Annotated in this window: 22 protein-coding genes and 1 tRNA gene; 16 read left to right on the plus strand and 7 right to left on the minus strand. The window is 57.8% G+C overall.

The window, feature by feature from the left end:
* The first annotated feature begins 38 nt into the window (after positions 1 to 38).
* The 7 genes from CKW26_RS27750 to CKW26_RS27780 all read left to right on the plus strand — a co-directional run bounded on the left by CKW26_RS27750 (position 39) and on the right by CKW26_RS27780 (position 5,999).
* Entirely contained in the window at positions 39 to 230 is a 192-nt protein-coding gene (locus CKW26_RS27750) for a PLDc N-terminal domain-containing protein (protein ID WP_007914053.1), read from the plus strand.
* Between the two features lie 222 nt (positions 231 to 452).
* Positions 453 to 1,328: a polyamine aminopropyltransferase gene (speE, locus tag CKW26_RS27755; RefSeq protein ID WP_016982904.1), complete on the plus strand. Its 876-nt coding sequence runs from the start codon at positions 453 to 455 to the stop codon at positions 1,326 to 1,328.
* A 220-nt stretch (positions 1,329 to 1,548) separates the two neighbouring features.
* Complete coding sequence (locus tag CKW26_RS27760) at positions 1,549 to 1,782, plus strand: hypothetical protein (protein WP_007914057.1); 234 nt, start codon at positions 1,549 to 1,551, stop codon at positions 1,780 to 1,782.
* A gap of 209 nt (positions 1,783 to 1,991) precedes the next feature.
* Positions 1,992 to 2,339, plus strand: coding sequence for a ribonuclease E inhibitor RraB (locus CKW26_RS27765; RefSeq protein ID WP_093441760.1), 348 nt, complete (start codon positions 1,992 to 1,994; stop codon positions 2,337 to 2,339).
* A gap of 487 nt (positions 2,340 to 2,826) precedes the next feature.
* Positions 2,827 to 4,236 carry a circularly permuted type 2 ATP-grasp protein gene (locus tag CKW26_RS27770; RefSeq protein ID WP_007914061.1) on the plus strand — a complete coding sequence of 470 codons (1,410 nt, stop codon included), beginning with the start codon at positions 2,827 to 2,829 and terminating at the stop codon, positions 4,234 to 4,236.
* A gap of 12 nt (positions 4,237 to 4,248) precedes the next feature.
* Positions 4,249 to 5,199 carry an alpha-E domain-containing protein gene (locus CKW26_RS27775; protein ID WP_016982907.1) on the plus strand — a complete coding sequence of 317 codons (951 nt, stop codon included), beginning with the start codon at positions 4,249 to 4,251 and terminating at the stop codon, positions 5,197 to 5,199.
* Positions 5,196 to 5,999 carry a transglutaminase family protein gene (locus CKW26_RS27780; protein WP_007914065.1) on the plus strand — a complete coding sequence of 268 codons (804 nt, stop codon included), beginning with the start codon at positions 5,196 to 5,198 and terminating at the stop codon, positions 5,997 to 5,999. The genes CKW26_RS27775 and CKW26_RS27780 overlap by 4 nt, the downstream gene beginning before the upstream one ends.
* Positions 6,000 to 6,111: 112 nt before the next feature.
* On the opposite strand, the gene CKW26_RS27785 is transcribed toward CKW26_RS27780, so the two are convergent.
* Positions 6,112 to 6,933 (minus strand): cytochrome c, encoded by an 822-nt coding sequence (locus CKW26_RS27785; protein ID WP_093441765.1) that lies wholly within the window; start codon positions 6,931 to 6,933, stop codon positions 6,112 to 6,114.
* 585 nt (positions 6,934 to 7,518) lie between these two features.
* On the opposite strand from CKW26_RS27785, the gene CKW26_RS27795 reads away from it, so the two are divergent.
* From CKW26_RS27795 to CKW26_RS27805, 3 genes are all read left to right on the plus strand, one after another.
* Positions 7,519 to 8,724: an acetyl-CoA C-acetyltransferase gene (locus tag CKW26_RS27795; RefSeq protein ID WP_095050932.1), complete on the plus strand. Its 1,206-nt coding sequence runs from the start codon at positions 7,519 to 7,521 to the stop codon at positions 8,722 to 8,724.
* Positions 8,725 to 8,748: 24 nt separating this feature from the next.
* A complete protein-coding gene (locus tag CKW26_RS27800) occupies positions 8,749 to 10,893 on the plus strand; it encodes a 3-hydroxyacyl-CoA dehydrogenase NAD-binding domain-containing protein (protein ID WP_095050933.1) in 2,145 nt (714 codons plus the stop codon).
* Positions 10,894 to 10,985: 92 nt separating this feature from the next.
* Positions 10,986 to 11,708 carry an amidotransferase gene (locus CKW26_RS27805; protein WP_095050934.1) on the plus strand — a complete coding sequence of 241 codons (723 nt, stop codon included), beginning with the start codon at positions 10,986 to 10,988 and terminating at the stop codon, positions 11,706 to 11,708.
* A 108-nt stretch (positions 11,709 to 11,816) separates the two neighbouring features.
* Here CKW26_RS27805 and CKW26_RS27810 read toward each other — a convergent pair whose 3' ends face one another.
* The 3 genes from CKW26_RS27810 to CKW26_RS27820 form a co-directional block, all read right to left on the minus strand.
* On the minus strand, positions 11,817 to 12,788 hold the full coding sequence (locus tag CKW26_RS27810; protein WP_095050935.1) for a magnesium and cobalt transport protein CorA: 972 nt from the start codon (positions 12,786 to 12,788) through the stop codon (positions 11,817 to 11,819).
* 134 nt (positions 12,789 to 12,922) lie between these two features.
* Positions 12,923 to 13,645, minus strand: a complete 723-nt coding sequence (locus CKW26_RS27815; RefSeq protein ID WP_095050936.1) for a 1-acyl-sn-glycerol-3-phosphate acyltransferase — start codon at positions 13,643 to 13,645, stop codon at positions 12,923 to 12,925.
* Positions 13,646 to 13,858: 213 nt separating this feature from the next.
* Positions 13,859 to 14,548 (minus strand): crotonase/enoyl-CoA hydratase family protein, encoded by a 690-nt coding sequence (locus CKW26_RS27820; protein WP_093441795.1) that lies wholly within the window; start codon positions 14,546 to 14,548, stop codon positions 13,859 to 13,861.
* 295 nt (positions 14,549 to 14,843) lie between these two features.
* Here CKW26_RS27820 and CKW26_RS27825 point away from each other — a divergent pair.
* Both CKW26_RS27825 and CKW26_RS27830 read left to right on the plus strand, forming a co-directional pair.
* Positions 14,844 to 14,933: transfer RNA gene (locus CKW26_RS27825), tRNA-Ser, on the plus strand.
* 143 nt (positions 14,934 to 15,076) lie between these two features.
* Positions 15,077 to 15,397, plus strand: coding sequence for a YbjQ family protein (locus CKW26_RS27830; protein WP_016985528.1), 321 nt, complete (start codon positions 15,077 to 15,079; stop codon positions 15,395 to 15,397).
* Positions 15,398 to 15,458: 61 nt separating this feature from the next.
* Here the strand turns inward: CKW26_RS27830 and CKW26_RS27835 are convergent, their stop codons facing one another.
* Positions 15,459 to 15,743: a hypothetical protein gene (locus tag CKW26_RS27835; protein WP_095050937.1), complete on the minus strand. Its 285-nt coding sequence runs from the start codon at positions 15,741 to 15,743 to the stop codon at positions 15,459 to 15,461.
* 240 nt (positions 15,744 to 15,983) lie between these two features.
* Between CKW26_RS27835 and CKW26_RS27840 the strand changes: the two genes are divergently transcribed.
* The 4 genes from CKW26_RS27840 (at position 15,984) to CKW26_RS30135 (ending at position 17,715) form a co-directional block, all read left to right on the plus strand.
* A complete protein-coding gene (locus CKW26_RS27840; RefSeq protein WP_095050941.1) occupies positions 15,984 to 16,172 on the plus strand; it encodes a hypothetical protein in 189 nt (62 codons plus the stop codon).
* 325 nt (positions 16,173 to 16,497) lie between these two features.
* On the plus strand, positions 16,498 to 16,869 hold the full coding sequence (locus tag CKW26_RS27845; RefSeq protein WP_007914079.1) for a glycine zipper domain-containing protein: 372 nt from the start codon (positions 16,498 to 16,500) through the stop codon (positions 16,867 to 16,869).
* Positions 16,870 to 17,006: 137 nt separating this feature from the next.
* Positions 17,007 to 17,426 (plus strand): YMGG-like glycine zipper-containing protein, encoded by a 420-nt coding sequence (locus tag CKW26_RS27850; RefSeq protein WP_007914081.1) that lies wholly within the window; start codon positions 17,007 to 17,009, stop codon positions 17,424 to 17,426.
* Between the two features lie 121 nt (positions 17,427 to 17,547).
* On the plus strand, positions 17,548 to 17,715 hold the full coding sequence (locus CKW26_RS30135; protein ID WP_007914082.1) for a hypothetical protein: 168 nt from the start codon (positions 17,548 to 17,550) through the stop codon (positions 17,713 to 17,715).
* A gap of 74 nt (positions 17,716 to 17,789) precedes the next feature.
* Here the strand turns inward: CKW26_RS30135 and CKW26_RS27855 are convergent, their stop codons facing one another.
* Complete coding sequence (locus tag CKW26_RS27855) at positions 17,790 to 18,218, minus strand: hypothetical protein (protein WP_095050938.1); 429 nt, start codon at positions 18,216 to 18,218, stop codon at positions 17,790 to 17,792.
* Positions 18,215 to 20,535, minus strand: a 2,321-nt coding sequence (locus tag CKW26_RS27860) for an RHS repeat-associated core domain-containing protein (RefSeq protein WP_177409297.1), incomplete at its 5' end; no start/stop codon positions are given. The genes CKW26_RS27855 and CKW26_RS27860, both read right to left, overlap by 4 nt.

Raw genomic sequence — 20,535 nt, forward strand, 5'->3', positions numbered from 1 at the left:
TATCCTAAAAGTGCATGCCACTATTCTGGAGCGACACCATGGGTTCCACGTTCAACGGTCTGATTGGCCTGATCATCCTCGCCCTCGACATCTGGGCCATCATCAATGTGCTGAAAAGCGGCGCCACCACCGGGATGAAAATCGTCTGGGTGCTGCTGATCATCCTCCTGCCAGTGCTGGGCCTGATCATCTGGGCGATTGCCGGACCGCGGGGCAACGTGCGGATCTGAATCAGCTAACACCGCAATACCCCTGTGGGAGCTGCCGAAGGCTGCGATCTTTTGATGTTGATTGTAAAAAACAAGATCAAAAGATCGCAGCCTTCGGCAGCTCCTACAGGGGGATTGTGGTTGTGAGGTTCGACCTGTCATCTTCGGCAACGTAGAATGCGCGCCTTTCCCGGGCAATCGTCCCCACGATTGGCGCCCGCGCATTCATCGGAGCACTTCACCATGACCGTCACCAAAACCAGCGAGTACCTGGAAACCCTCTACGAAGGCTACGGCCAGCGTTTTCGCATGGAAAAACTGCTGCACGAAGTGCGCACCGAACACCAGCACCTGGTGATTTTCCAGAACCCGCGCATGGGCCGGGTGATGGCGCTGGACGGCGTGATCCAGACCACCGAAGCCGACGAATTCATCTATCACGAAATGCTCACCCACGTGCCAATCCTCGCCCACGGCAGCGCCAAGCGCGTGCTGATCATTGGTGGCGGTGACGGCGGCATGCTCCGTGAAGTGACCAAGCATGCCGGTGTCGAGCACATCACCATGGTCGAGATCGACGGCACCGTGGTCGATATGTGCAAAGAGTTCCTGCCGAACCACTCCAGCGGCGCCTACGACGATCCGCGCCTGAACCTGGTGATTGACGACGGCATGCGTTTCGTCGCCACCACCACGGAAAAATTCGACGTGATCATCTCCGACTCCACCGACCCGATCGGCCCGGGCGAAGTGTTGTTCTCGGAGAACTTCTATCAGGCGTGCCATCGCTGCCTGAACGAGGGCGGTATCCTCGTGACCCAGAACGGTACGCCGTTCATGCAGATTGACGAAGTGAAAACCACTGCCGGTCGCCTGAACAGCCTGTTCCCGGACTGGCACTTCTACCAGGCAGCCGTGCCGACCTACATCGGCGGCTCGATGACTTTCGCCTGGGGCTCGACCAATCCGGCGTACCGCAAACTGAGCCGTGAAACCCTGCAACAGCGCTTCATCGGCAGCGGCATCGTCACCCGCTACTACAACCCGGAAATCCACATTGGTGCGTTCGCCTTGCCGCAGTACGTGCTGCAGGCGATCAACAAGCCAAGCAACGACTGAATAATCGCTGCAAGTCTTTGTAGGAGTGAGCCTGCTCGCGATTACGGTTTGTCTACCAACATCAGCGTTGGATGAGAAATCGCTACCGCGAGCAGGCTCACTCCTACAGTCGATGTCGTTTTTTTCATCTTCGCCCGTTGTAATCCTTTTGAACCAACTTTCGGCGTACACAGTCGAGATAGGTGTAAGCCCATTTGCGGGTTTGATCGAGGAGGCACCGATGCAAAAGTGGAAAGTCACTTTCGTGGACGATCATGGTGAAATTGTCGATGAGGTGTTCGAGCGCGCGGAATGCCCCAGCGACGATGAGGCCGCTCGATTGATCAAGGCACGGCTCCTGCCCGTCGCCGCCGAACTGGATCTGAACGATCTGGAAGGGCGCACCGCCGATGCTGGCGTCAAAAGCCTGAAAACCCAGAACAGCATCGAAATCCGCAGCATCACCCCAATCTGAAATACTTCTTGTCACCTTCAACACCAGGCCTTGGCAGCAGCTCTATCTTGGGGCTACTCTGCAACCGAGATCAGCGAACGGATCGCTAAGGTCTGGTCTTGTCAGCTACATGCTTGTTCCCGCGTGCAACCACGTTGCCGTCGTACTTTGGCCAGAGGCCCGGGGCGGGAATACGGAAAGTCTATCCATCTATGCGAGGGGGACGATTCATGAGCACAGCCTATCAAGAAGACATCAGCAGCAATGTTCTGCGCCGCATGAAAGAAGGCGGTTTCGATTTTTCCCGATTCCATCCCATCGAGTTCTACGCAATTTTCCCGGACGAGGAGCGGGCGCGCAGGGCGGCAGGCAAATTTCGTGGTGAATCCATCAATGCCCAGGTCAGCCTGCGTGATGACGGTGCGTGGGCGCTGGAATTGAGCAAAGTGATGTACGCGACATATGACGATATCGGCGACTTCGAGCAGGGATTCTCTGCCGTGGTTGAACCTCTGGGTGGCATTATCGAAGGCTGGGGTGTGAAGCAGGAGGTGCGCAACCGCCACCGTTTGAACTGATCTCTGGTTTCATTTGTTGAGCAACGGCTGACCTTCGGGTTGGCCGTTGTCATTTCCGGCATAAGCAAAACGCTGTGGCAAAACCCTGAAACAAGAAACCGAGGCAAAAAAAAGCCACCGGAGAGGGTGGCTAAAAGGGAAGACCGATAAGGAGAGGAAACCGGTCAGGGTTACAGCGGGGCGGGCCGCCGAGGCGATCCCAATCAGTTGAGCTGGCCGCTTCATGGCGCCGGGGCCGGTGAAGATTTGCAGCGAATGTGCGGATTATCCGCAGGCAGCGCCGGGCAGTGAAATCAACTCTGACTATGCTGGTGATAGGCGATGCAGTGCGTCGCAATGAAGCGGGGGCAATCCGGTTGGGGCATTTGCCGCACAGGAATGGTGCGGTGCCTGCGGCGTGTATTTCCAACCGATTGAAATCAAAGCGTTTATGCCGATGGCACGGGCCTTGCGAAGGCCTGTATGTCCGGGTGACAAGGAGTACGGCATGATCCGCACCTATTTTGATGAGATGTACGATGCCGGCGGCCAGGTTCGCCCGCATTATCGGGAGTTCGCCCGATGGCTGGCTGATACGCCGGATGAGCTGTTGGCCCAGCGGCGACGCGAGGCCGATCTGCTGTTCCATCGCGCCGGCATCACGTTCACGCTCTATGGCGACGAGCAGGGCACCGAGCGCCTGATTCCTTTCGACACCATCCCGCGCAGCATCCCTGCCAGTGAATGGCGAATCGTCGAGCGCGGGTGCATCCAGCGGGTCAAGGCGTTGAACATGTTCCTCGCCGACCTCTATCACGAGCAGCGCATTATCAAGGCCGGGATCATTCCCGCCGAACAGGTGCTGGCCAACGAGCAATATCAGTTGGCGATGCAAGGCCTGGATCTGCACCGCGATATCTATTCGCACATCTCCGGCGTCGATCTGGTGCGCGACGGCGACGGCACTTATTACGTGCTCGAAGACAACCTGCGTACACCGAGCGGCGTCAGCTACATGCTCGAAGACCGCAAGATGATGATGCGCCTGTTCCCGGAGCTGTTCGCCGCGCAGCGTATTGCCCCGATCGATCACTACCCGAACCTGTTGCTCGACACCCTGAAAAGCTCAAGTCCGATCGATGACCCGAGCGTGGTGGTGCTGACGCCGGGGCGCTTCAACAGTGCGTTCTTCGAGCACGCATTCCTGGCGCGGGAAATGGGCGTGGAGTTGGTGGAAGGCGCGGATCTGTTCGTTCGCGACGACAAAGTTTTCATGCGCACTACGGACGGCCCGAAAGCGGTGGACGTTATCTACCGTCGGCTCGACGACGCGTTTCTCGATCCACTGGCGTTCAATCCCGATTCGATGCTCGGTGTGCCGGGGCTGCTGTCCTCTTATCGCTCGGGCAACGTGGTGCTGGCCAACGCCATCGGCACCGGCGTAGCGGACGACAAATCGGTGTATCCGTTCGTTACTGACATGATCCGGTTCTACCTCGACGAAGAGCCGATTTTGAAGAACGTACCGACCTGGCAATGCCGCAACCCGTCTGAACTTTCTCATGTGCTGGCCAATCTTCCAGATCTGGTGGTCAAGGAAACCCAAGGCTCAGGCGGTTACGGAATGTTGGTCGGGCCGGCATCGACGAAAGCGGAAATCGATGCTTTCCGCGAACGGATCAAAGCCAAACCCCACGCGTACATCGCGCAACCGACGCTGTCGCTGTCGACCTGTCCGACCTTTGTCGAAAACGGCATCGCGCCGCGCCATATCGACTTGCGTCCGTTTGTCTTGTCCGGGCGCGAAACCCGGGTGGTTCCCGGCGGTTTGACCCGCGTGGCGCTGCGCGAAGGCTCCTTGGTGGTGAATTCCTCCCAGGGTGGCGGAACCAAGGACACCTGGGTGGTCGAGGATTGAAGGAAGCTTGCCATGTTAAGTAGAACTGCCTCGGATCTGTATTGGATGTCGCGTTACCTGGAGCGGGCGGAAAACCTCGCCCGGATGCTCGACATCAGTTATTCGCTGTCGCTGATGCCGCAGGACGGTCGTGGCGATGGTTTGCACGAATTGGCCATGCCGTTGCTGATCACCGGTACCCTTGACGATTACCTCGAGCGCCATGGCGCGCTACATGCTGAGCGTCTGCTGCATTTTTTTGCCCTCGATGCGGCTAACCCGGCGAGCATTTACAGCTGCCTCGGCGCGGCGCGGGCCAGTGCCCATGCGGTGCGTGGGCGCATCACGGCGGACATGTGGGAGAACATCAATTCGACGTGGCTGGAAATTCGCGGCATCGCCGAACAGGGCCTCAGTCGCTATGGCATGAGCCGTTTCTGCGAATGGATCAAGGAACGTTCGCACCTGTTCCGTGGTGCGTCGTACGGCACGATCATGCGTAATGATGCGTTTCGTTTCATTCGCCTCGGTACGTTCATCGAACGCGCGGACAACACCCTGCGATTGCTCGATGCGCGCTATGAAATGGCTGGCGATCAGGCTGAAGCAGTCAGCGACGGTACGGCCCACGCCTACTACCAGTGGAGCGCCTTGCTGCGCGCCTTGTCGTCATTCGAGGCCTACACCGAAATCTACCGCGATGCGCCCGGCGCCCGGCATGTTGCCGAGTTGTTGCTGTTGCGTGCCGATGTACCGCGTTCACTGCGTGCCTGCACCGAAGAGATCGATCAGATTCTCGCGCAACTGCCCGGTGCCAATGGCCGTCCGGCCCAGCGTCTGGCGGCAGAGATGGACGCGCGCCTGCGCTACACCGGCATCAACGAAATTCTCGAGGAAGGCCTGCACGCGTGGCTGACCGAATTCATCCCGCTGGTGCGCCAGTTGGGCAACGCCATTCACAGTTCCTACCTGGAGGCTGCATGAGACTTTCCATAAGCCACGAGACCACCTATCACTACGAGGATCAGGTGCGGGCGAGCATCCAGTACCTGCGACTGACCCCACACGATAGCGAACGTCAACACGTGTTGAGCTGGCAGCTCGATCTGCCGCGCCCGGTGCGTGCGCAACTCGATCCGTTCGGCAATATCCTGCATGTGCTGACCATGGACGAGCCGCACGAAGCGATCATCATTGGTGCGCGCGGGCAGGTCGATATCGACGAACTGCGCGAGGCCGAGCATGAGAGCCAGTCGGCGCTGCCGTTCCTGCGCTTTACCCGTTTGACCGAGGCGGATGAGGCGTTACGCGCGTTCGCCGAGAAATCCTGCAAGCAGCGGCGTGATCGCACAGCGCTGATCGATCTGATGCACGGCTTGAATCAGCACATGACCTACACGCCGGGGTCCACCGAGGTCGACACCAGCGCCGCCGAGGCCTTCGCCGGGCGTGCGGGTGTTTGCCAGGATCATGCTCACGCGTTTCTGGCTTGCGCACGCAGTCTCGGGATTCCGTCGCGTTATGTGTCGGGGTATCTGTACAGCGAGGATTGCGAGCATCTGGCCAGCCACGCCTGGGCTGAAGCGTGGCTGGATGACGCCTGGTACAGCTTTGATGTGACCAATGAACTGGCGCGGCCCGAGCGCCATCTGAAACTGGCGGTAGGTCTGGATTATCTGGATGCCTGCCCGGTGCGCGGTATGCGCCGGGGCGGTGGGTGTGAGCAGATGCATGCGAAAGTGTTCGTCTCGCCAACTCCGATCATCTCGGTGCAACAACAGTAAACGCCGTACCCCTGTGGGAGCGAGCCTGCTCGCGATAGCGGTCTGTCAGTTACAAATGTGCTGACTGATACACCGCTATCGCGAGCAGGCTCACTCCTTTAAGGAAATGTGCTCAGGGCTTAACCTTGCGCCCGGCCATGTGCTTGAGATATCCCACCAGCATTTCCAGATCCCCCTCCGGTAACACCTCCACCGAAAACCCTGGCATCTTCGCCTGCGGCCACTGACGCAAACTCTGCGGATCACGAATGTAGCGCTTGAGGAAATCCGCGCCGAAATACTCGGTCGGGCTGTAAGGAATATTCAGATCCGGCCCGAATTGCGCATCACCCGCACCGTTCAACCGGTGACACGCCAGACAGTTTTTCTGAAACAGCGCAAACCCTTGATTCACCGGGTCATCTGCCTTCAACGCAGGATCCGGCAGCAGGGCAGGGAAGCGTTCGGCCACCGGCGCCATGCGCTTGATGCTCGCGACTTCGAACGGCCACTGCTCCGGGCTGATATTGCCGGCCTGCGGATCGGTCCAGACCAGGTAGAACGGCCCGGCGCTGTGCTTGCCTTCCGACAGCGGTGGCCACGGCTGCGCCGGATCTTCGATGGCCAGCCATGCTCGCGCACCTGTTGTATTAAGCAACGGCGCAGCTGACAACTCGGCGGCAAAGCCGTCCAGTGCCACCGCTTGCAGGTGATCCTGCGGTTTGATCCCTGTCAGTAATGCGGCCACAGGCACGGCGCGATAAGTCATGTCCTTCTTGTAGGACACATCGTTTTTGATCGTCAGGGTTTGCACTTGAGGATGCTTGAGCAATTCCTCGGTCTGCCAGGTGCGGCTGCTTGCGCCCAGTTGCAGATCCAACTGGGCGGCAGACAAGGGCATGCTCAGCAGCATGGCCCCGAACACAATGAGCGCTTTCAAATGATCGCCGTCCATGTCGTGAGAGTGCGCCAAGGTTGGCACAGCCACGCTGGCCCGGGTAGCGGGCCAGTCACATTTTCAGTGGCGATGAACAGCGCCTGCCGCTCGACTCAGCCGATGACCTTGGTCAGATTCGGCAAAATCAACAACAGCGTCGTGGCGAAAAGAATGAGCCCTGCTTGACGAACTTTCGGTTGTTTGAACATGGCTTGACCGCCTTTATTGTTATTTCCTGATGCCTGCCTGCATATCCATGACGGCAAGCGCTGCACTTCCTGTTGAAGAACGTCTGCCTCGGCAAAACCCGACGACCCTGACGTACATGTTCTACATTAGGGGCCGCGTCACGCTTGGCTTAGATCCATTTCATATGGAATGCTTGCCAGATGCGATAAAAAAGGCATGAGGCTTATTGCCAGCTTCTTTGCCGGCCGCTGGCTAGACAACTCGCCGACCTGAACCGGTTCACCCAGCTGCCGATGACCGTCCGTCTGAGCGTGTGCGTCAACCGCATTGAGCGCTGTGGTCATTGAATCCATGGCCGCACGGGTCAAGAGTGGAGTCACAAGCAATCACTCCCCGCACAGGTTCGAGGACGTCATGACCCAAGCTTTGATATTCGATGCGTTACGCACGCCCCGTGGCAGAGGCAAGGCCGATGGCGCCCTGCACAGCGTCAAACCGGTGAATCTGCTGGCCGGTCTGCTGGCCGCGCTGCAAGCGCGCACCGCGCTGGACACCAGTCAGGTCGATGACGTGGTCATTGGCTGCGTGACGCCGATTGGCGATCACGGCTCGGACATCGCCAAAACCGCAGTGCAAGTGGCCGATTGGGACGTCAGTGTCGCGGGTGTGCAGATCAACCGTTTCTGCGCATCGGGACTCGAAGCGGTCAACCTTGGCGCAATGAAAGTGCGTTCGGGCTTCGAAGACCTGGTGGTGGTCGGTGGCGTCGAGTCGATGTCGCGGGTGCCGATGGGCAGCGACGGTGGCGCCTGGGCGCTGGACCCGCAAACCAACCTGCACAGCCATTTCACTCCGCAAGGTGTTGGCGCGGACCTTATCGCCACGCTGGAAGGCTTCAGCCGTCAGGACGTCGATGCCTATGCGCTGCACTCGCAACAGAAGGCCGCGCGGGCCCGGGCTGACGGCTCGTTCAACAAGTCGCTGGTGCCGGTGCAGGACCAGAACGGCATCATTCTGCTCGATCACGATGAGTTCATTCGTGCCGAGTCGACTCTGGAAGGCTTGGGCAAGCTCAAGCCGAGTTTCGAAATGATCGGCCAGATGGGTTTTGACGCCACGGCGCTGCGGGTCTACAGCCATGTCGAACGCATCAATCACGTGCACACCCCGGGCAACAGCTCAGGGATCGTCGACGGTGCAGCACTGATGCTGATCGGCTCCGAATCCAAGGGGCGTGCGCTGGGCCTTCAACCTCGGGCGCGCATTGTCGCCACGGCGGTCACCAGCACCGATCCGACCATCATGCTCACCGGCCCGGCGCCGGCAACGCGCAAGGCACTGGCAAAGGCCGGGCTGCGCGTTGAAGACATCGACCTGTTCGAGGTCAACGAAGCGTTTGCCTCGGTGGTGCTGAAGTTCATCAAGGACATGGCGGTCGACCCGGACAAGGTCAACGTCAACGGCGGTTCCATCGCTATGGGCCACCCGCTGGGCGCGACCGGTTGCGCGATCCTCGGCACCTTGCTCGATGAGCTGGAAGCGCGGCGTCTGCGCTATGGCCTGGCGACGCTGTGCGTCGGCGGCGGCATGGGCATTGCCACCATCATCGAACGCCTCTGAGCCCCGAATTCAAGGAACCTTGTTATGAGCGAAGCCATTCGTTACGAAAAAGGCCAGGACGCGATCGTCGTGCTGACCATCGACATGCCGGGCCAGAGCGCCAACACCATGAACGCCGTTTACCGCGAGGCCATTGCCGCTTGCGTTGCCCGTCTAGTGACTGAAAAAGACCAGATTGCCGGGGTCATCATCACCTCGGCGAAGAAAACCTTCTTTGCCGGCGGCGACCTTAAGGAGCTGATCAAGATCGGCAAGCCCGAAGCCAAAGCCTTCTACGACATGGTGCTGACCCTCAAAGCGCAGTTACGCACCCTAGAGACCCTCGGCAAACCGGTGGTCGCGGCGATCAACGGCGCGGCGCTGGGTGGCGGTTGGGAAATCTGCCTCGCCTGTCACCACCGCGTGGCGCTGGACGATGCATCAGTGCAACTCGGTCTGCCGGAAGTAACTCTCGGCCTGTTGCCGGGCGGCGGCGGGGTGGTGCGCATGGTGCGTATGCTTGGCATCGAAAAAGCGCTGCCGTATTTACTCGAAGGCAAGAAAGTGCGTTCGCAACAGGCGTTGCAGGCGGGTTTGATTGATGAGCTGGCGGCGGATCGCGATGAGTTGCTGGCCAAGGCGCGCGCCTGGATCGTTGCCAATCCGACGGCAGTGCAGCGCTGGGATGTGAAGGGTTATCAGATTCCGGGCGGTACGCCGTCGAATCCGAAAGTCGCGCAGATGCTGGCGATTGCGCCGTCGATTCTGCGTAGCAAGACCCAAGGGACAATGCCGGCGCCGGAGAAAATCCTCTGCGCGGTAGTCGAGGGCGCTCAGGTCGATTTCGACACCGCGCACTTGATCGAAACCCGTTACTTCACCGAACTGACCACCGGGCAGATCTCGAAAAACCTGATTGGCACGTTCTGGTTTCAACTCAACGAGATCAATGCTGGTGGTTCGCGGCCGCAGGGTTTTGCGCCGTATGTCACGCGTAAGGTCGGCGTGCTTGGCGCAGGGATGATGGGCGCGGGTATTGCCTTTGTCAGTGCTTCGGCGGGCATTGAAGTGGTGCTTAAGGATGTCAATCTGGTTGCCGCCGAGAAAGGCAAAGCACATTCTGCGGCGTTGCTGGACAAGAAAGTCGCCCGTGGGCAGATGGATGCTTTGAAGCGTGATGAGGTGTTGGCGCGGATCACCCCATCCGAAAGTGATGCGGATCTCGCGGGTTGCGATCTGATCATCGAAGCGGTGTTTGAGGATCGCGATCTCAAGGCCAGGGTTTCCTCTGCCGCCCAGCAAGTTGTCGGCGCCGAAGCGGTCATCGCTTCGAATACATCGACGTTGCCTATTACCGGGCTGGCAAAGGCTGTGCCTGATCCTGGCAAATTCATCGGCCTGCATTTCTTCAGTCCGGTGGAAAAAATGCCGCTGGTGGAAATCATCAAAGGTGCACAGACCACCGATGAAACGCTTGCCCGAGGTTTTGATTTCGTCCTGCAAATCAAGAAAACCCCGATCGTCGTCAACGATAGTCGCGGCTTCTTTACTTCACGCGTCTTCGGCACCTTCACCAACGAAGGTATCGCCATGCTCGGCGAAGGCGTGAGCGCGCCGATGATCGAGACCGAAGCGCGCAAGGCCGGGATGCCGGTCGGGCCTCTGGCGATCTCTGACGAAGTTTCCCTCAGCCTGATGAGCCATATCCGTCAGCAAACCGCCAAGGACCTACAGGCAGAAGGGAAACCGCTGATTGAACACCCGGCCTTCGCCGTGATTGACTTGCTGCTTCACGAGTACAAGCGTTCGGGCAAAGCGGCGGGTGGCGGCTTCTATGATTATCCGGTCGGCGCGCAGAAACATTTGTGGCCCGAGCTGAAGCCGCGCTTCGAGAAGCCCGACGGGCAGATTTCGCCTAAAGACGTGCGTGATCGGCTGTTGTTCGTGCAGGCCATTGAAACGGTGCGTTGTGTGGAAGAGGGCGTGCTGACCTCGACGGCGGATGCCAACGTCGGCTCGATCTTCGGTATCGGTTTTGCGCCGTGGACCGGCGGTGCGTTGCAGTTCATCAACCAATACGGAGTGAAAGATTTCGTCGCCCGCGCGCAGTATCTGGCTGAGCAGTATGGCGAGCGTTTCGCACCGCCCGCGCTGCTGCTGGACAAAGCGGCAAAAGGTGAAATGTTCTAAGGACAACGCGCATTCCGGGGCTTGCCTTGCCAGGGGGTTTCAAGGCAGGCTCTGGGGTGTTCATTATTCCCATCACGTGTCAGGTATTTTTTATGTCGCTACGCATCTGCATTCTGGAAACCGACATCCTGCGTCCAGAACTGGTCGATCAATATCAGGGTTACGGGCAGATGTTCCAGCGCCTGTTCTCACAGCAACCGATTGCCGCCGAGTTCACCGTCTACAACGTGATGCAGGGCGAATACCCAAGCGACGACCAGACCTTCGACGCGTACCTGGTCACCGGCAGCAAGGCCGATTCGTTCGGCACTGACCCGTGGATTCAAACCCTCAAGGAATACCTGCTGAGCCGCTACGAGCGCGGCGACAAACTGCTCGGCGTGTGCTTCGGCCATCAACTGCTGGCGCTGCTGCTCGGCGGCAAGAGCGAGCGCGCGACCCAGGGTTGGGGTGTCGGTACCCACAACTACAAACTCGCGGCCAAGGCGCCGTGGATGAACCCGGTACGCGAAGAGCTGACGCTACTGATCAGTCACCAGGATCAGGTCACTGCGCTACCGGAAAACGCCACCGTCATTGCTTCGAGTGATTTCTGCCCGTTTGCGGCGTATCACATCAACGATCAGGTGCTGTGCTTCCAGGGGCACCCGGAGTTCATCCATGATTATTCGCGGGCGCTGCTGGATCTGCGTCAGGAAGCGCTGGGTTCGCAAATCTACAGCAAAGGTGTGGCGAGCCTGGAGCAGGAACACCATGGCGCTACGGTTGCGGAGTGGATGATGCGTTTTGTGGCGCACAAACCAGAAACTGTCTAAGGCCAAAAGCTTCGCGAGCAGGCTCGCGCCCACATTGGATTTCCGGTGCGCCACCGATCAATGTGGGAGCGAGCCTGCTCGCGAATGTTCCAGACAACTCGGTTTGCTCTACAACCAACCAGACTTCTTGAAACTTGCCCACAAACTCACACACCCCACCGTAATAAACCCCAGCACACCGAAATAGCCGTAGTGCCAGCTCAACTCCGGCATGTTCTGGAAATTCATCCCGTAAATCCCCGCAACCGCCGTCGGAAACGCCAGAATCGCCGCCCAGGCAGCAAACTTGCGTTGCACCACGCTTTGCCGTGATGCCTCGAGCAACACACCAATCTCGATGGTCTGGCTGGCAATGTCGGCCAGGGTGGTCAGGTCTTCCATTTGCCGCGTGACGTGAATCTGCACATCACGGAAGTACGGGCGCATGTTCTTGTCGATAAACGGGAAACTCAGCTTCTGCAGTTCCTCGCCAATCTCCACCATCGGCGCCGCGTACCGACGCAGGCGTACGACATCGCGGCGCAAGCCATGCAGCCTCTGAATGTCATGCTCATTCAACGCGCTGCACAACACGTTGCGCTCCAGCTCATCGATCTCGGCATGGATCGCTTCGCCGACTGGCTGATAGTTCTCGATGACAAAATCGAGCAACGCATAAAGTACGAAATCTTCCCCGTGCTCCAGCAGCAGTGGACGTGCCTCACAACGTTGGCGTACATGGGCGTAGGACGCCGAGTGGCCATTACGCGCGGTGATGATGTAGCCCTTGCCCGCAAAGATGTGCGTCTCGATAAATTGCAGAACGCCGTTCTCGCGGATGGGGGAGTAGGTGACGATAAACAAAGCGTCGCCAAAGGTTTCGAGCTTCGGTCGACTGTGTTTTTCCAGGGCGTCTTCAATGGCCAGTTCGTGCAGGTTGAACTGACGTTGCAGGTTGGACAGCTCTTGAGCGTCCGGCTCTTCCAGACCGATCCACACAAAGTGACCGGTTTTCGCAGCCCAGGCAGCGCCTTCGTCGAGGGTAATATTGGTGACTTTCTTGCCTGCGCTGTACACCGCAGCAGCAACAACTCGACCCATGGTGGTGATTCACTTCTTCTTGGCAGGTGGCAGGGAATTCAAGGCTTCAGCTTAGCCGTGTCGCTGCTTGAGAGTCAGTGAAATCTGTACAGTTCACCGGGTAAAAGAAAACCCGCACAGGGCGGGTTGTCTTTTCAGGCAGCTTGCAGTTGCCGATCCATCGATTCAATGCACTCGCGCATCTGCTCGCGACACTGATTGATGAGCATGGGCATGTCGTCCATGGTCAATCCGGCTGTAGGAATCGCCGGCAACGAGCGTATGAGGATTTTCCCGCTGCGCCAGCGATTCAGACGCATGTGCTTGATGTAACTGCTGACGCAAACCGGAACGATCGGTACACCAGCGGCAATTGCCATCTGGAACGCACCTTTCTTGAAGGGCAGCAATTCTTCGCCGAGGTTGCGTGTGCCTTCCGGGAACACCCAGATCGAGGTGTCTTTGTTCTGCAGGGTGTTGGTGGTGGTGAGCATCGATTGACGCGCCTTGTGCGCATTGCCACGGTCGATCAACACATTGCCGGCCAGCCAGAACAGTTGCCCGAACAGTGGCACCCACTTGAGGCTCTTCTTGCCGATGCACACGGTACGGCGCGGCACGACGTTTCCGAACACGAACAGGTCATAGTTGGACTGGTGGTTGGCGATGATCACGCAGCTATCGGGTTTGTTCAGCAAACCGCTGACATCGGAATTCACCCGTAAACGCAAAATACACATCGCTGGTAGCGCATAGAGGCGGGCGCACAGACGGCTGTTGTCCGGATTGAACGGGCGGCAGATCCCGAGAATCACCCCGAGCACGCCGGCCAGAATAAAGTGCAGGCCCATCAATAACATACGAAACACGAACAGCATTTTCAGGCCCCACCGGGACAAAAGGTGGCGCAGTGTACGGATGTGCACTGTTTTCGGCAATTGCCGCTATAGAGTGCGGAGATAGCCGATGTTTAAGCGCATGTTTCAGAATGGAGGGTCAGACCTGTCCTAGAGCGGTCGCAGACTTTTAAACCATGCGTGCAAGAAAAAGCCCGACACGACGGTCGGGCTTCTTTTGCGCATCAGCCGGGCTTAGCCCAGATGCTCCTGATCCTGGATGATCGCGTTATCCAGAGCTTCCAGCAGCGCTTTACGCACCTTCAACTTGGTGTTCTTGTGCGCGAGCATGTTGATCTTCTTCAACTGACGCGCAGCGGCGAGGGCGGCACCTTGCAGCTCTTCGGCGGCAACCACCTTGTCGAGGAAGCCGGCATCCACGGCGCTTTTCGGATCGAACATCTCGCCGTTGATCACCGAGCGGTGGAACGCCGAGCGACGCAGACGATCACGCGCCAACTCGATACCTGCGTTATGCATTGTCATGCCGATCTGCACTTCGTTCAAACCGATGCTGAACGGGCCATCGACACCGATGCGGTAATCAGCAGACAACAGAATGAAAGCGCCTTTCGCCACCGCGTGACCTGGGCATGCGACGATGACCGGGAACGGGTGAGAGAGCAGGCGACGCGCCAAGGTCGAACCCGCGGTTACCAGCGATACGGCTTCCTTAGGGCCGGCGGTCATGACTTTCAGGTCATAGCCGCCGGACAGAATCCCTGGCTGACCGGTGATGATCACGATGGCACGATCAGTCACCGCCTGATCCAGCGCCGCGTTGAATGCCGCAATCACGTCCGGAGAAATGGCATTGACCTTGCCGTTGCTCAAGGTCAGGGTCGCGATACCGTCTTCGAGGTGGTAGGAAATCAACTCACTCATGACGCTATTCCTTGTAAGAAAGATGGGCAGACGTTACCCACCGCCGCAGGCCAGGTAAAGCGCCGTGACTGACTCGCCAGTCACCGTTTCACGGCGTAGCCAGCGCGGCGAGGCATTCTGCTTCTATATAGAAGGGTCACCTCCACCGAAGATTGGCCGGTTTGCCATGGCCTACCAGCGAGCAAAACGACTTTTTCTCTTAACCGCATGAAAATTCTGAAAAAAAGTTTGCCATCGGAAAAGCTTTCGACTACATTAGCGCGCCTCGACAGACAGAACATGTTTGAAGAGATACGGTGAAGTGTCCGAGTGGCTTAAGGAGCACGCCTGGAAAGTGTGTATACAGGAAACTGTATCGAGAGTTCGAATCTCTCCTTCACCGCCATATTCAGTACACAAAACCCCTGATTTCGAAAGAAGTCAGGGGTTTTGTGGTTTCTGGCGTCTGGATTTTATTGGCAGCGGCGTGAAGTCTGCTTTGAGCCATTACAATCGCGAATTTATTCATCCTTGTAGGGACGACACTCCATGATCATTTCCACCACTCACGCCATTGAAGGCCGGCAGATCACTGCATATCTGGACATCGTCAGTGCCGAGTCGGTGCAGGGGGTCAATGTGATCCGTGACATGTTTGCCGGTATGCGTGATTTTTTCGGTGGGCGTTCGCAGACGCTGGAGCGGGCTTTGAAGGAGGCGCGTATTCAGGCGACCGAAGAAATACGGGAGCGTGCGCGCGCTCTGCAGGCTGATGCGGTAGTCGGGGTGGACTTTGAGATCAGTATGCCCGGCGGGAAGGGCGGGATGGTTGTGGTGTTTGCGACGGGTACGGCGGTGAAGTTGCGCTGAGTTTGTTTGACGGGTGTGTAAGCCCATTCAGAGGCTGAATGGGCTCAATCTTGCGGTGCAATCAGCCTTGTGGCTTGAGGATCACGGTGCCTCTTTCGTCATAGGTCAGTGGTGTATCAATGGCGACCAGAGGGGGTGTATCAGAAGGCGGGTTGGGTTCGACTGGCTTGCTGGGATGGTAAATGACCCCTGGTTGCAGAACCGGTGTATCCGGACCCGGAGACTTGATGGTGATTTCACCGGAAGCGATCTTTTCCTTGAGTTTTTCAGCGCCAGCCTTGCCGGCTGCGATCTGTTCGTCCGTGAGTTTTACGACAGGCATATTCGGGAATCCGTTGATTTGCATGTTCTCTCCTTGAGATTCATTTGTATGAAAAAGGTCAACGGCCTGTCTCTGCAATTCTTTAGCGGTGCAGGACCAATGGCACTTCATCGCGTTGAGTTTTTGTAGGCCATTCGTCGGGCATCAGGAGATCTGAATAACAAGTCCAGGAATGACCAGCTAGTCTCAAAAGCGTTGGAGGTCGATATTTTTTCAGGCGAATGGGTTTTTGCCGGTGTCGACCGGTGGCGAAGGGGCGATGGTATGACTGATCCGTATATCGAAGACGATGGCGCTGAATTTTCCTTCAATAACTGTGTACGGTGCGGTCAGACCGAGTACCAGTCAGGCTTTGGCGAGGACCGGGTGCAGACCGGCAAGATCAAATCCACAGCACCGAAAGGACCGAAGGCAAAATTTCTACCCAAGGTCAGCGCGCGATCCAGAAAATAATCTGTCACTGCATAACCCCGTCATTGAACGGGGTTTTTTATGGCTGATTGAGTGAGAGAAATGTCCTACGCACTTCGGTGGCAAATGCGGGGGGGCTTTCACAAACTTTTCACGTCTACCGCGGTAGGGTGAAGCCATCCGTTAGAAAGCAAGTCTCCAGCCCGTCTCCCCAGCGGGCTTTTTTTTGCCTGTCATAAAACCTTTTGCAGAATCGCTGTCCAATCGGCGCCGAGTACGCGAAGCCTCTGATTTCGGCTGGACTTTTGCGCGGCGACGGCATTAAATCCCGGCCCTTTTTGTCATCCCAATTTTTGAGGTTTTCGTCATGCGTTTAACACTGCCTGCTCTGGTTCTGGGGCTTCTGGTTGCTCAAGGTGCAATGGCTGCCGGTGATGGCACCGCGGCGCTGGGCGGTGGTCTGGGTGGCGCACTGGGTAATGTCGTCGGCCAGAAAATGGGCGGCAGCACTGGCGCGGCAATCGGTGCTGGCGTAGCAGGCGCGGCGGGCAGCGCAGTGGCGGCGCGCAAGGGGAGCCGGACCAAAGCGGCGATTGGCGGCGGTGTTGGCGCAGCGGGTGGTTCGGTGATCGGCAACAGCCTGGGCGGCAAGACCGGTGCGACCATTGGTGCAGGCCTGGGCGGTGCGGCGGGCGGCGCAGTGGGCAGTAACTTGTCCAAAGGTCACAAGCGTCACTGAGACTAATCCCTTGTCAGAAAAAGCCCGGCTCGATGTCGGGCTTTTTCATGGCTGAACGTTTTTCCCGTTTGCGTCTCCAATCTCACATAGGCCCATGTCTGGGCGGACTGTCCCACTTCGGGAACTGTGAGGTTCATATGCGCTTGTCATTATCTGCACTGTTTTTCGGTTTGCTGGTAGCACAAGGGGCGATGGCCGCTGGTGATGGCACCGCTGCTGTGGGTGGCGGCTTGGGCGGCGCGCTCGGCAATGTGGTCGGTGGACAACTCGGTGGCAGTACTGGCGCGGCCGTAGGTGCGGGTGTTGGCGGCGCGGCCGGGAGTGCCGTCGGGGCGAATAAACGCAACCGAACCGAAGCCGCCATTGGCGGTGGTCTCGGCGCGGCGGGCGGTTCGGTTGTCGGCAACAGCCTCGGCGGCTCAACGGGTTCGACCATTGGCGCAGGTTTGGGCGGCGCGGCGGGTGGTGCGGTCGGTAATAACCTGGGTGACGATGGTGGCTCTCATTCGGGTGGTGGCCACAAACACAAGAACAAACATAAAAACCGCCATCATTGATGGGGGGTTAAACGGAAACCCGGCATTTTGCCGGGTTTTTTGTATTTGCTCGTCAGACTCTGGAACGATTGGCTGTAGGGCTTTTCGAACGTCATACACTCCCTGAAATGACGAGGTTGCCATGACTCCTGAAACCGAAGGCAAGGAAGAGAAAGGTTCGAGTGGACTGCCATTTATCAATGACCCGGGGAATGAGGACCCGGGATCGTTGATGGATGATGCGACGGTGCCGTTGAATGATTCGGATGAGGCGGATATGGAGTATGAAGAGGATGAGGATGAGCAGTGAGGGGAATAGGTTGGGTTGAAAGTCTGGAATTGGTTTTAAGGGCCTGAGTGAGCAGGCCCTTTTTGTGGTCGTGTCTAATCGGTATCTTTTGAGTCAGCCAATACATACAGGTTACTTATGCCTGACATTTTTTTGATTTTTTTTAGCTCTATATATTCTTTGAGTTCTTTTTTAATGGTTTCTTCATCGCAATATTTTCTATGTTTAGAGGGTCTTTCACGGGCAAAGTTGTATAGGCGCCAAGTATCAAATCCATTGATTTCACCGTTAGGGCCATAGTCGAAATCTACGCTTCCTGTCGATAAATTGATGCGGCAGCCAATACCATGTAATTCATATTTAACGCCTCGAGTAACTCTCCCGCATCGCTTGATTACCTTGGTGCGCCAAAGCCTTCGAATGTCTCGAGTGCCAAATTTGCGCTCAAATATCAGCGTGCTGGACTCCACCATGGAGATGAAGTCATTTATCAGGATGTCCAAAGTTTCATTTTGATCGCTCATCTTCTTCTCCGATGCTCCAATCTGTCTAAACCTACGTTGTTTGCTGACTCTATTACATCTTCAATACTGTTTAGAGTTCTGTCGTATTTTATAAGGTCGGTTATGAGTTTGATTGTCACATTTGTTGAGGTTTGCCGTGCGGCTGCTGCGCGATGGTGTCCGTCAAGAATATACAGGTTGCCGTCATGTTCTATGACATCGATGGGATCTACTGGATCGTACCCGTTGCGCATTTTATTTTTATAATCCTCGACTGTCTTGGTTGAGGTCTTTCCCTCTATTGTATGTATTCGCTTCAAAGTTTTTGGATCTATATTGTGAGCAATTTCCGGTAGTTTCGGCTCATTCTCATCAACCTGAGCCCCATCACTTCCACCCGGCACCTCACACCCAGGCTTATTCGGCGGCGGGCAGTTGGAGTTCAAACCCAACGGATCCACCCACCCCGTCGGATTCGGCACGTACTGGTACTGATTCAGCCCACCCGCCAACTTGATTGGGTCCGGCGTCAGATACCGCCCCAGCCGCGGGTCGTAATACCGATGGCGGTTGTAATGCAGGCCACTTTCCGCATCGAAGTACTGCCCCTGAAAACGCAGCGGCTGGTTCAGGTAGTCGTCGCCAGCCAGGGTCAGCGCGGCGACTTTGCCGTAGGCGTCGTATTGCGCGGACCAGACGATGTCGCCGCTGTAGTCGGTGAGTTCCTGCGGGGTGCCGAGGTGGTCGAGTTGGTAGTAGAACGGGCAGGCCTTTTTCGGGCCTTTACCGTCGAGCAGCGCCAGCGGGCGGAAGGTGCCGGGTTCGTAGACGTAGCTGCGGTATTCGTTTTCGCTGCTTTCGGCGACGAGGTGGTCGCCTTGCCAGAAGAATTCGGTGGTTTCGCCGTTGACGGTTTTGCGGATACGCCGGCCGAAAGCGTCGTACTTGTAAGACGCGGTTTGTCCGTCCGGGCGGGTCAGGCCGATCAGGCGGTGCTGGCAGTCGTAGCGGTATTCAGTGACGAGTGTCTGTGCGCGGCCTCGCCGTTCACGGATCAGGTTGCCGAAGGCGTCGTAGTCGTAGTGGCGGTCGCCCTGCATCAGCAGGCGGTTGCCCTTGATCTGGCTGGGACCGGGGCGGTCCTGCATCAGCAGGTTGCCGGCCGGGTCGTGGGCGAAGCTTTCCGGCAGTTCGTCGCGCGAGTGACGTACGCGGATCAAGCGGTCGAGGGCGTCGTAGCCGTAGGTGCGCTGGCCGTGACGGGTGTCGGCAATGTGCGCGAGATTGCCGTTGGCGCTGTAGGCATAATCCCGGCGGTACAGCGCATCACGCTGATGGCCTACGGCGTGGGCGAGTAATCGTCCTTGATCGTCGTAGGTATATTCGCTGAGCAGCAGGCCCTGCTGACGTTGTTGTTCGCGACCGGACTGATAGACATGGCGGGTCAACGGCGTGCCGTTGAGGTCAATCCCGTTCAGCGCGCCGCCCTTGGCGTGGCGGTAGTCGAGCACGCTGTTGTCCGGCAGACGCATGCGTTTGAGCTGGCCGCAGGCGTCGTAGCGGTAACGCAGGGTGCCCCAGCCCTGATGCTCGGTGATCAGCCGGTCCTGACGGTCGTACTCGAAGGCCAGCGGGTGTTGCTGACCGTCGTCGACCCCAATCAAACGGCCGAGACGGTCGTATTGGTAGGTGACCTTGATGCCGTCGGGCAGGGTTTTGACCAGCAGGCGCCCGGCCGCATCGCGCTCATACGCAGTGAGCAAACAAGAGCCGTCATCACCGAACTCGGTCTTTTCCAGCAGATGCCCATTGAGGTCATAGGCGTACGTGGTACGCCGACCATCAAAACCGCTTTCCTGACGAATCAGCCCGGTCGGCGTGTAGTCCAGCCGGTACTTTTCCCCTGATTCGTTTTCGATCTCGGTGAGCAGCAGTTGCGCATGGTCGTAGCGGTACTGCACCCGCGTGCCGTCAGGGTTGATTCGGCGCGAAACCAAGTGCAGATCGTCGTCATATTCATAACGGGTAATGCGCCCCAGTTCATCCCGTTCGGCAGTGACCTGACCGTAGGCGCCGTAGCTGTAGGCGCGGGTGCTGCCGGTAGGAAAAGTCGTCTGAATCAGTCGGCCAAGCGCGTCCCAATGCTGGCGGGTGACCGCACCGTGTTCGTCTGCGGTCGTGGTCCGCCGCCCCAGTACGTCGTAGGAAAAGCGCCGCACGCCACCGTCGGGCAGGGTTTCCTCGGTCAACTGGCCGAGGCTATTCCAGACCAGCCGATGCCGGCTGCTGTCCGGGTAGCGGATCGACAGCAATTGCCCCCGGGTGTCGTAGTAGTAAT

The sequence above is a fragment of the Pseudomonas sp. Irchel s3h9 genome (assembly GCF_900187475.1).
GTDB lineage: Bacteria > Pseudomonadota > Gammaproteobacteria > Pseudomonadales > Pseudomonadaceae > Aquipseudomonas > Aquipseudomonas neuropathica.

Coding starts and splice junctions, on each gene's coding strand:
- CKW26_RS27750 (WP_007914053.1), top strand. CDS start 39: ATGGGTTCCACGTTCAACGGTCTGATTGGCCTGATCATCCTCGCCCTC.
- speE (WP_016982904.1), top strand. CDS start 453: ATGACCGTCACCAAAACCAGCGAGTACCTGGAAACCCTCTACGAAGGC.
- CKW26_RS27760 (WP_007914057.1), top strand. CDS start 1,549: ATGCAAAAGTGGAAAGTCACTTTCGTGGACGATCATGGTGAAATTGTC.
- CKW26_RS27765 (WP_093441760.1), top strand. CDS start 1,992: ATGAGCACAGCCTATCAAGAAGACATCAGCAGCAATGTTCTGCGCCGC.
- CKW26_RS27770 (WP_007914061.1), top strand. CDS start 2,827: ATGATCCGCACCTATTTTGATGAGATGTACGATGCCGGCGGCCAGGTT.
- CKW26_RS27775 (WP_016982907.1), top strand. CDS start 4,249: ATGTTAAGTAGAACTGCCTCGGATCTGTATTGGATGTCGCGTTACCTG.
- CKW26_RS27780 (WP_007914065.1), top strand. CDS start 5,196: ATGAGACTTTCCATAAGCCACGAGACCACCTATCACTACGAGGATCAG.
- CKW26_RS27785 (WP_093441765.1), bottom strand. CDS start 6,933: ATGGACGGCGATCATTTGAAAGCGCTCATTGTGTTCGGGGCCATGCTG.
- CKW26_RS27795 (WP_095050932.1), top strand. CDS start 7,519: ATGACCCAAGCTTTGATATTCGATGCGTTACGCACGCCCCGTGGCAGA.
- CKW26_RS27800 (WP_095050933.1), top strand. CDS start 8,749: ATGAGCGAAGCCATTCGTTACGAAAAAGGCCAGGACGCGATCGTCGTG.
- CKW26_RS27805 (WP_095050934.1), top strand. CDS start 10,986: ATGTCGCTACGCATCTGCATTCTGGAAACCGACATCCTGCGTCCAGAA.
- CKW26_RS27810 (WP_095050935.1), bottom strand. CDS start 12,788: ATGGGTCGAGTTGTTGCTGCTGCGGTGTACAGCGCAGGCAAGAAAGTC.
- CKW26_RS27815 (WP_095050936.1), bottom strand. CDS start 13,645: ATGCTGTTCGTGTTTCGTATGTTATTGATGGGCCTGCACTTTATTCTG.
- CKW26_RS27820 (WP_093441795.1), bottom strand. CDS start 14,548: ATGAGTGAGTTGATTTCCTACCACCTCGAAGACGGTATCGCGACCCTG.
- CKW26_RS27830 (WP_016985528.1), top strand. CDS start 15,077: ATGATCATTTCCACCACTCACGCCATTGAAGGCCGGCAGATCACTGCA.
- CKW26_RS27835 (WP_095050937.1), bottom strand. CDS start 15,743: ATGCAAATCAACGGATTCCCGAATATGCCTGTCGTAAAACTCACGGAC.
- CKW26_RS27840 (WP_095050941.1), top strand. CDS start 15,984: ATGACTGATCCGTATATCGAAGACGATGGCGCTGAATTTTCCTTCAAT.
- CKW26_RS27845 (WP_007914079.1), top strand. CDS start 16,498: ATGCGTTTAACACTGCCTGCTCTGGTTCTGGGGCTTCTGGTTGCTCAA.
- CKW26_RS27850 (WP_007914081.1), top strand. CDS start 17,007: ATGCGCTTGTCATTATCTGCACTGTTTTTCGGTTTGCTGGTAGCACAA.
- CKW26_RS30135 (WP_007914082.1), top strand. CDS start 17,548: ATGACTCCTGAAACCGAAGGCAAGGAAGAGAAAGGTTCGAGTGGACTG.
- CKW26_RS27855 (WP_095050938.1), bottom strand. CDS start 18,218: ATGAGCGATCAAAATGAAACTTTGGACATCCTGATAAATGACTTCATC.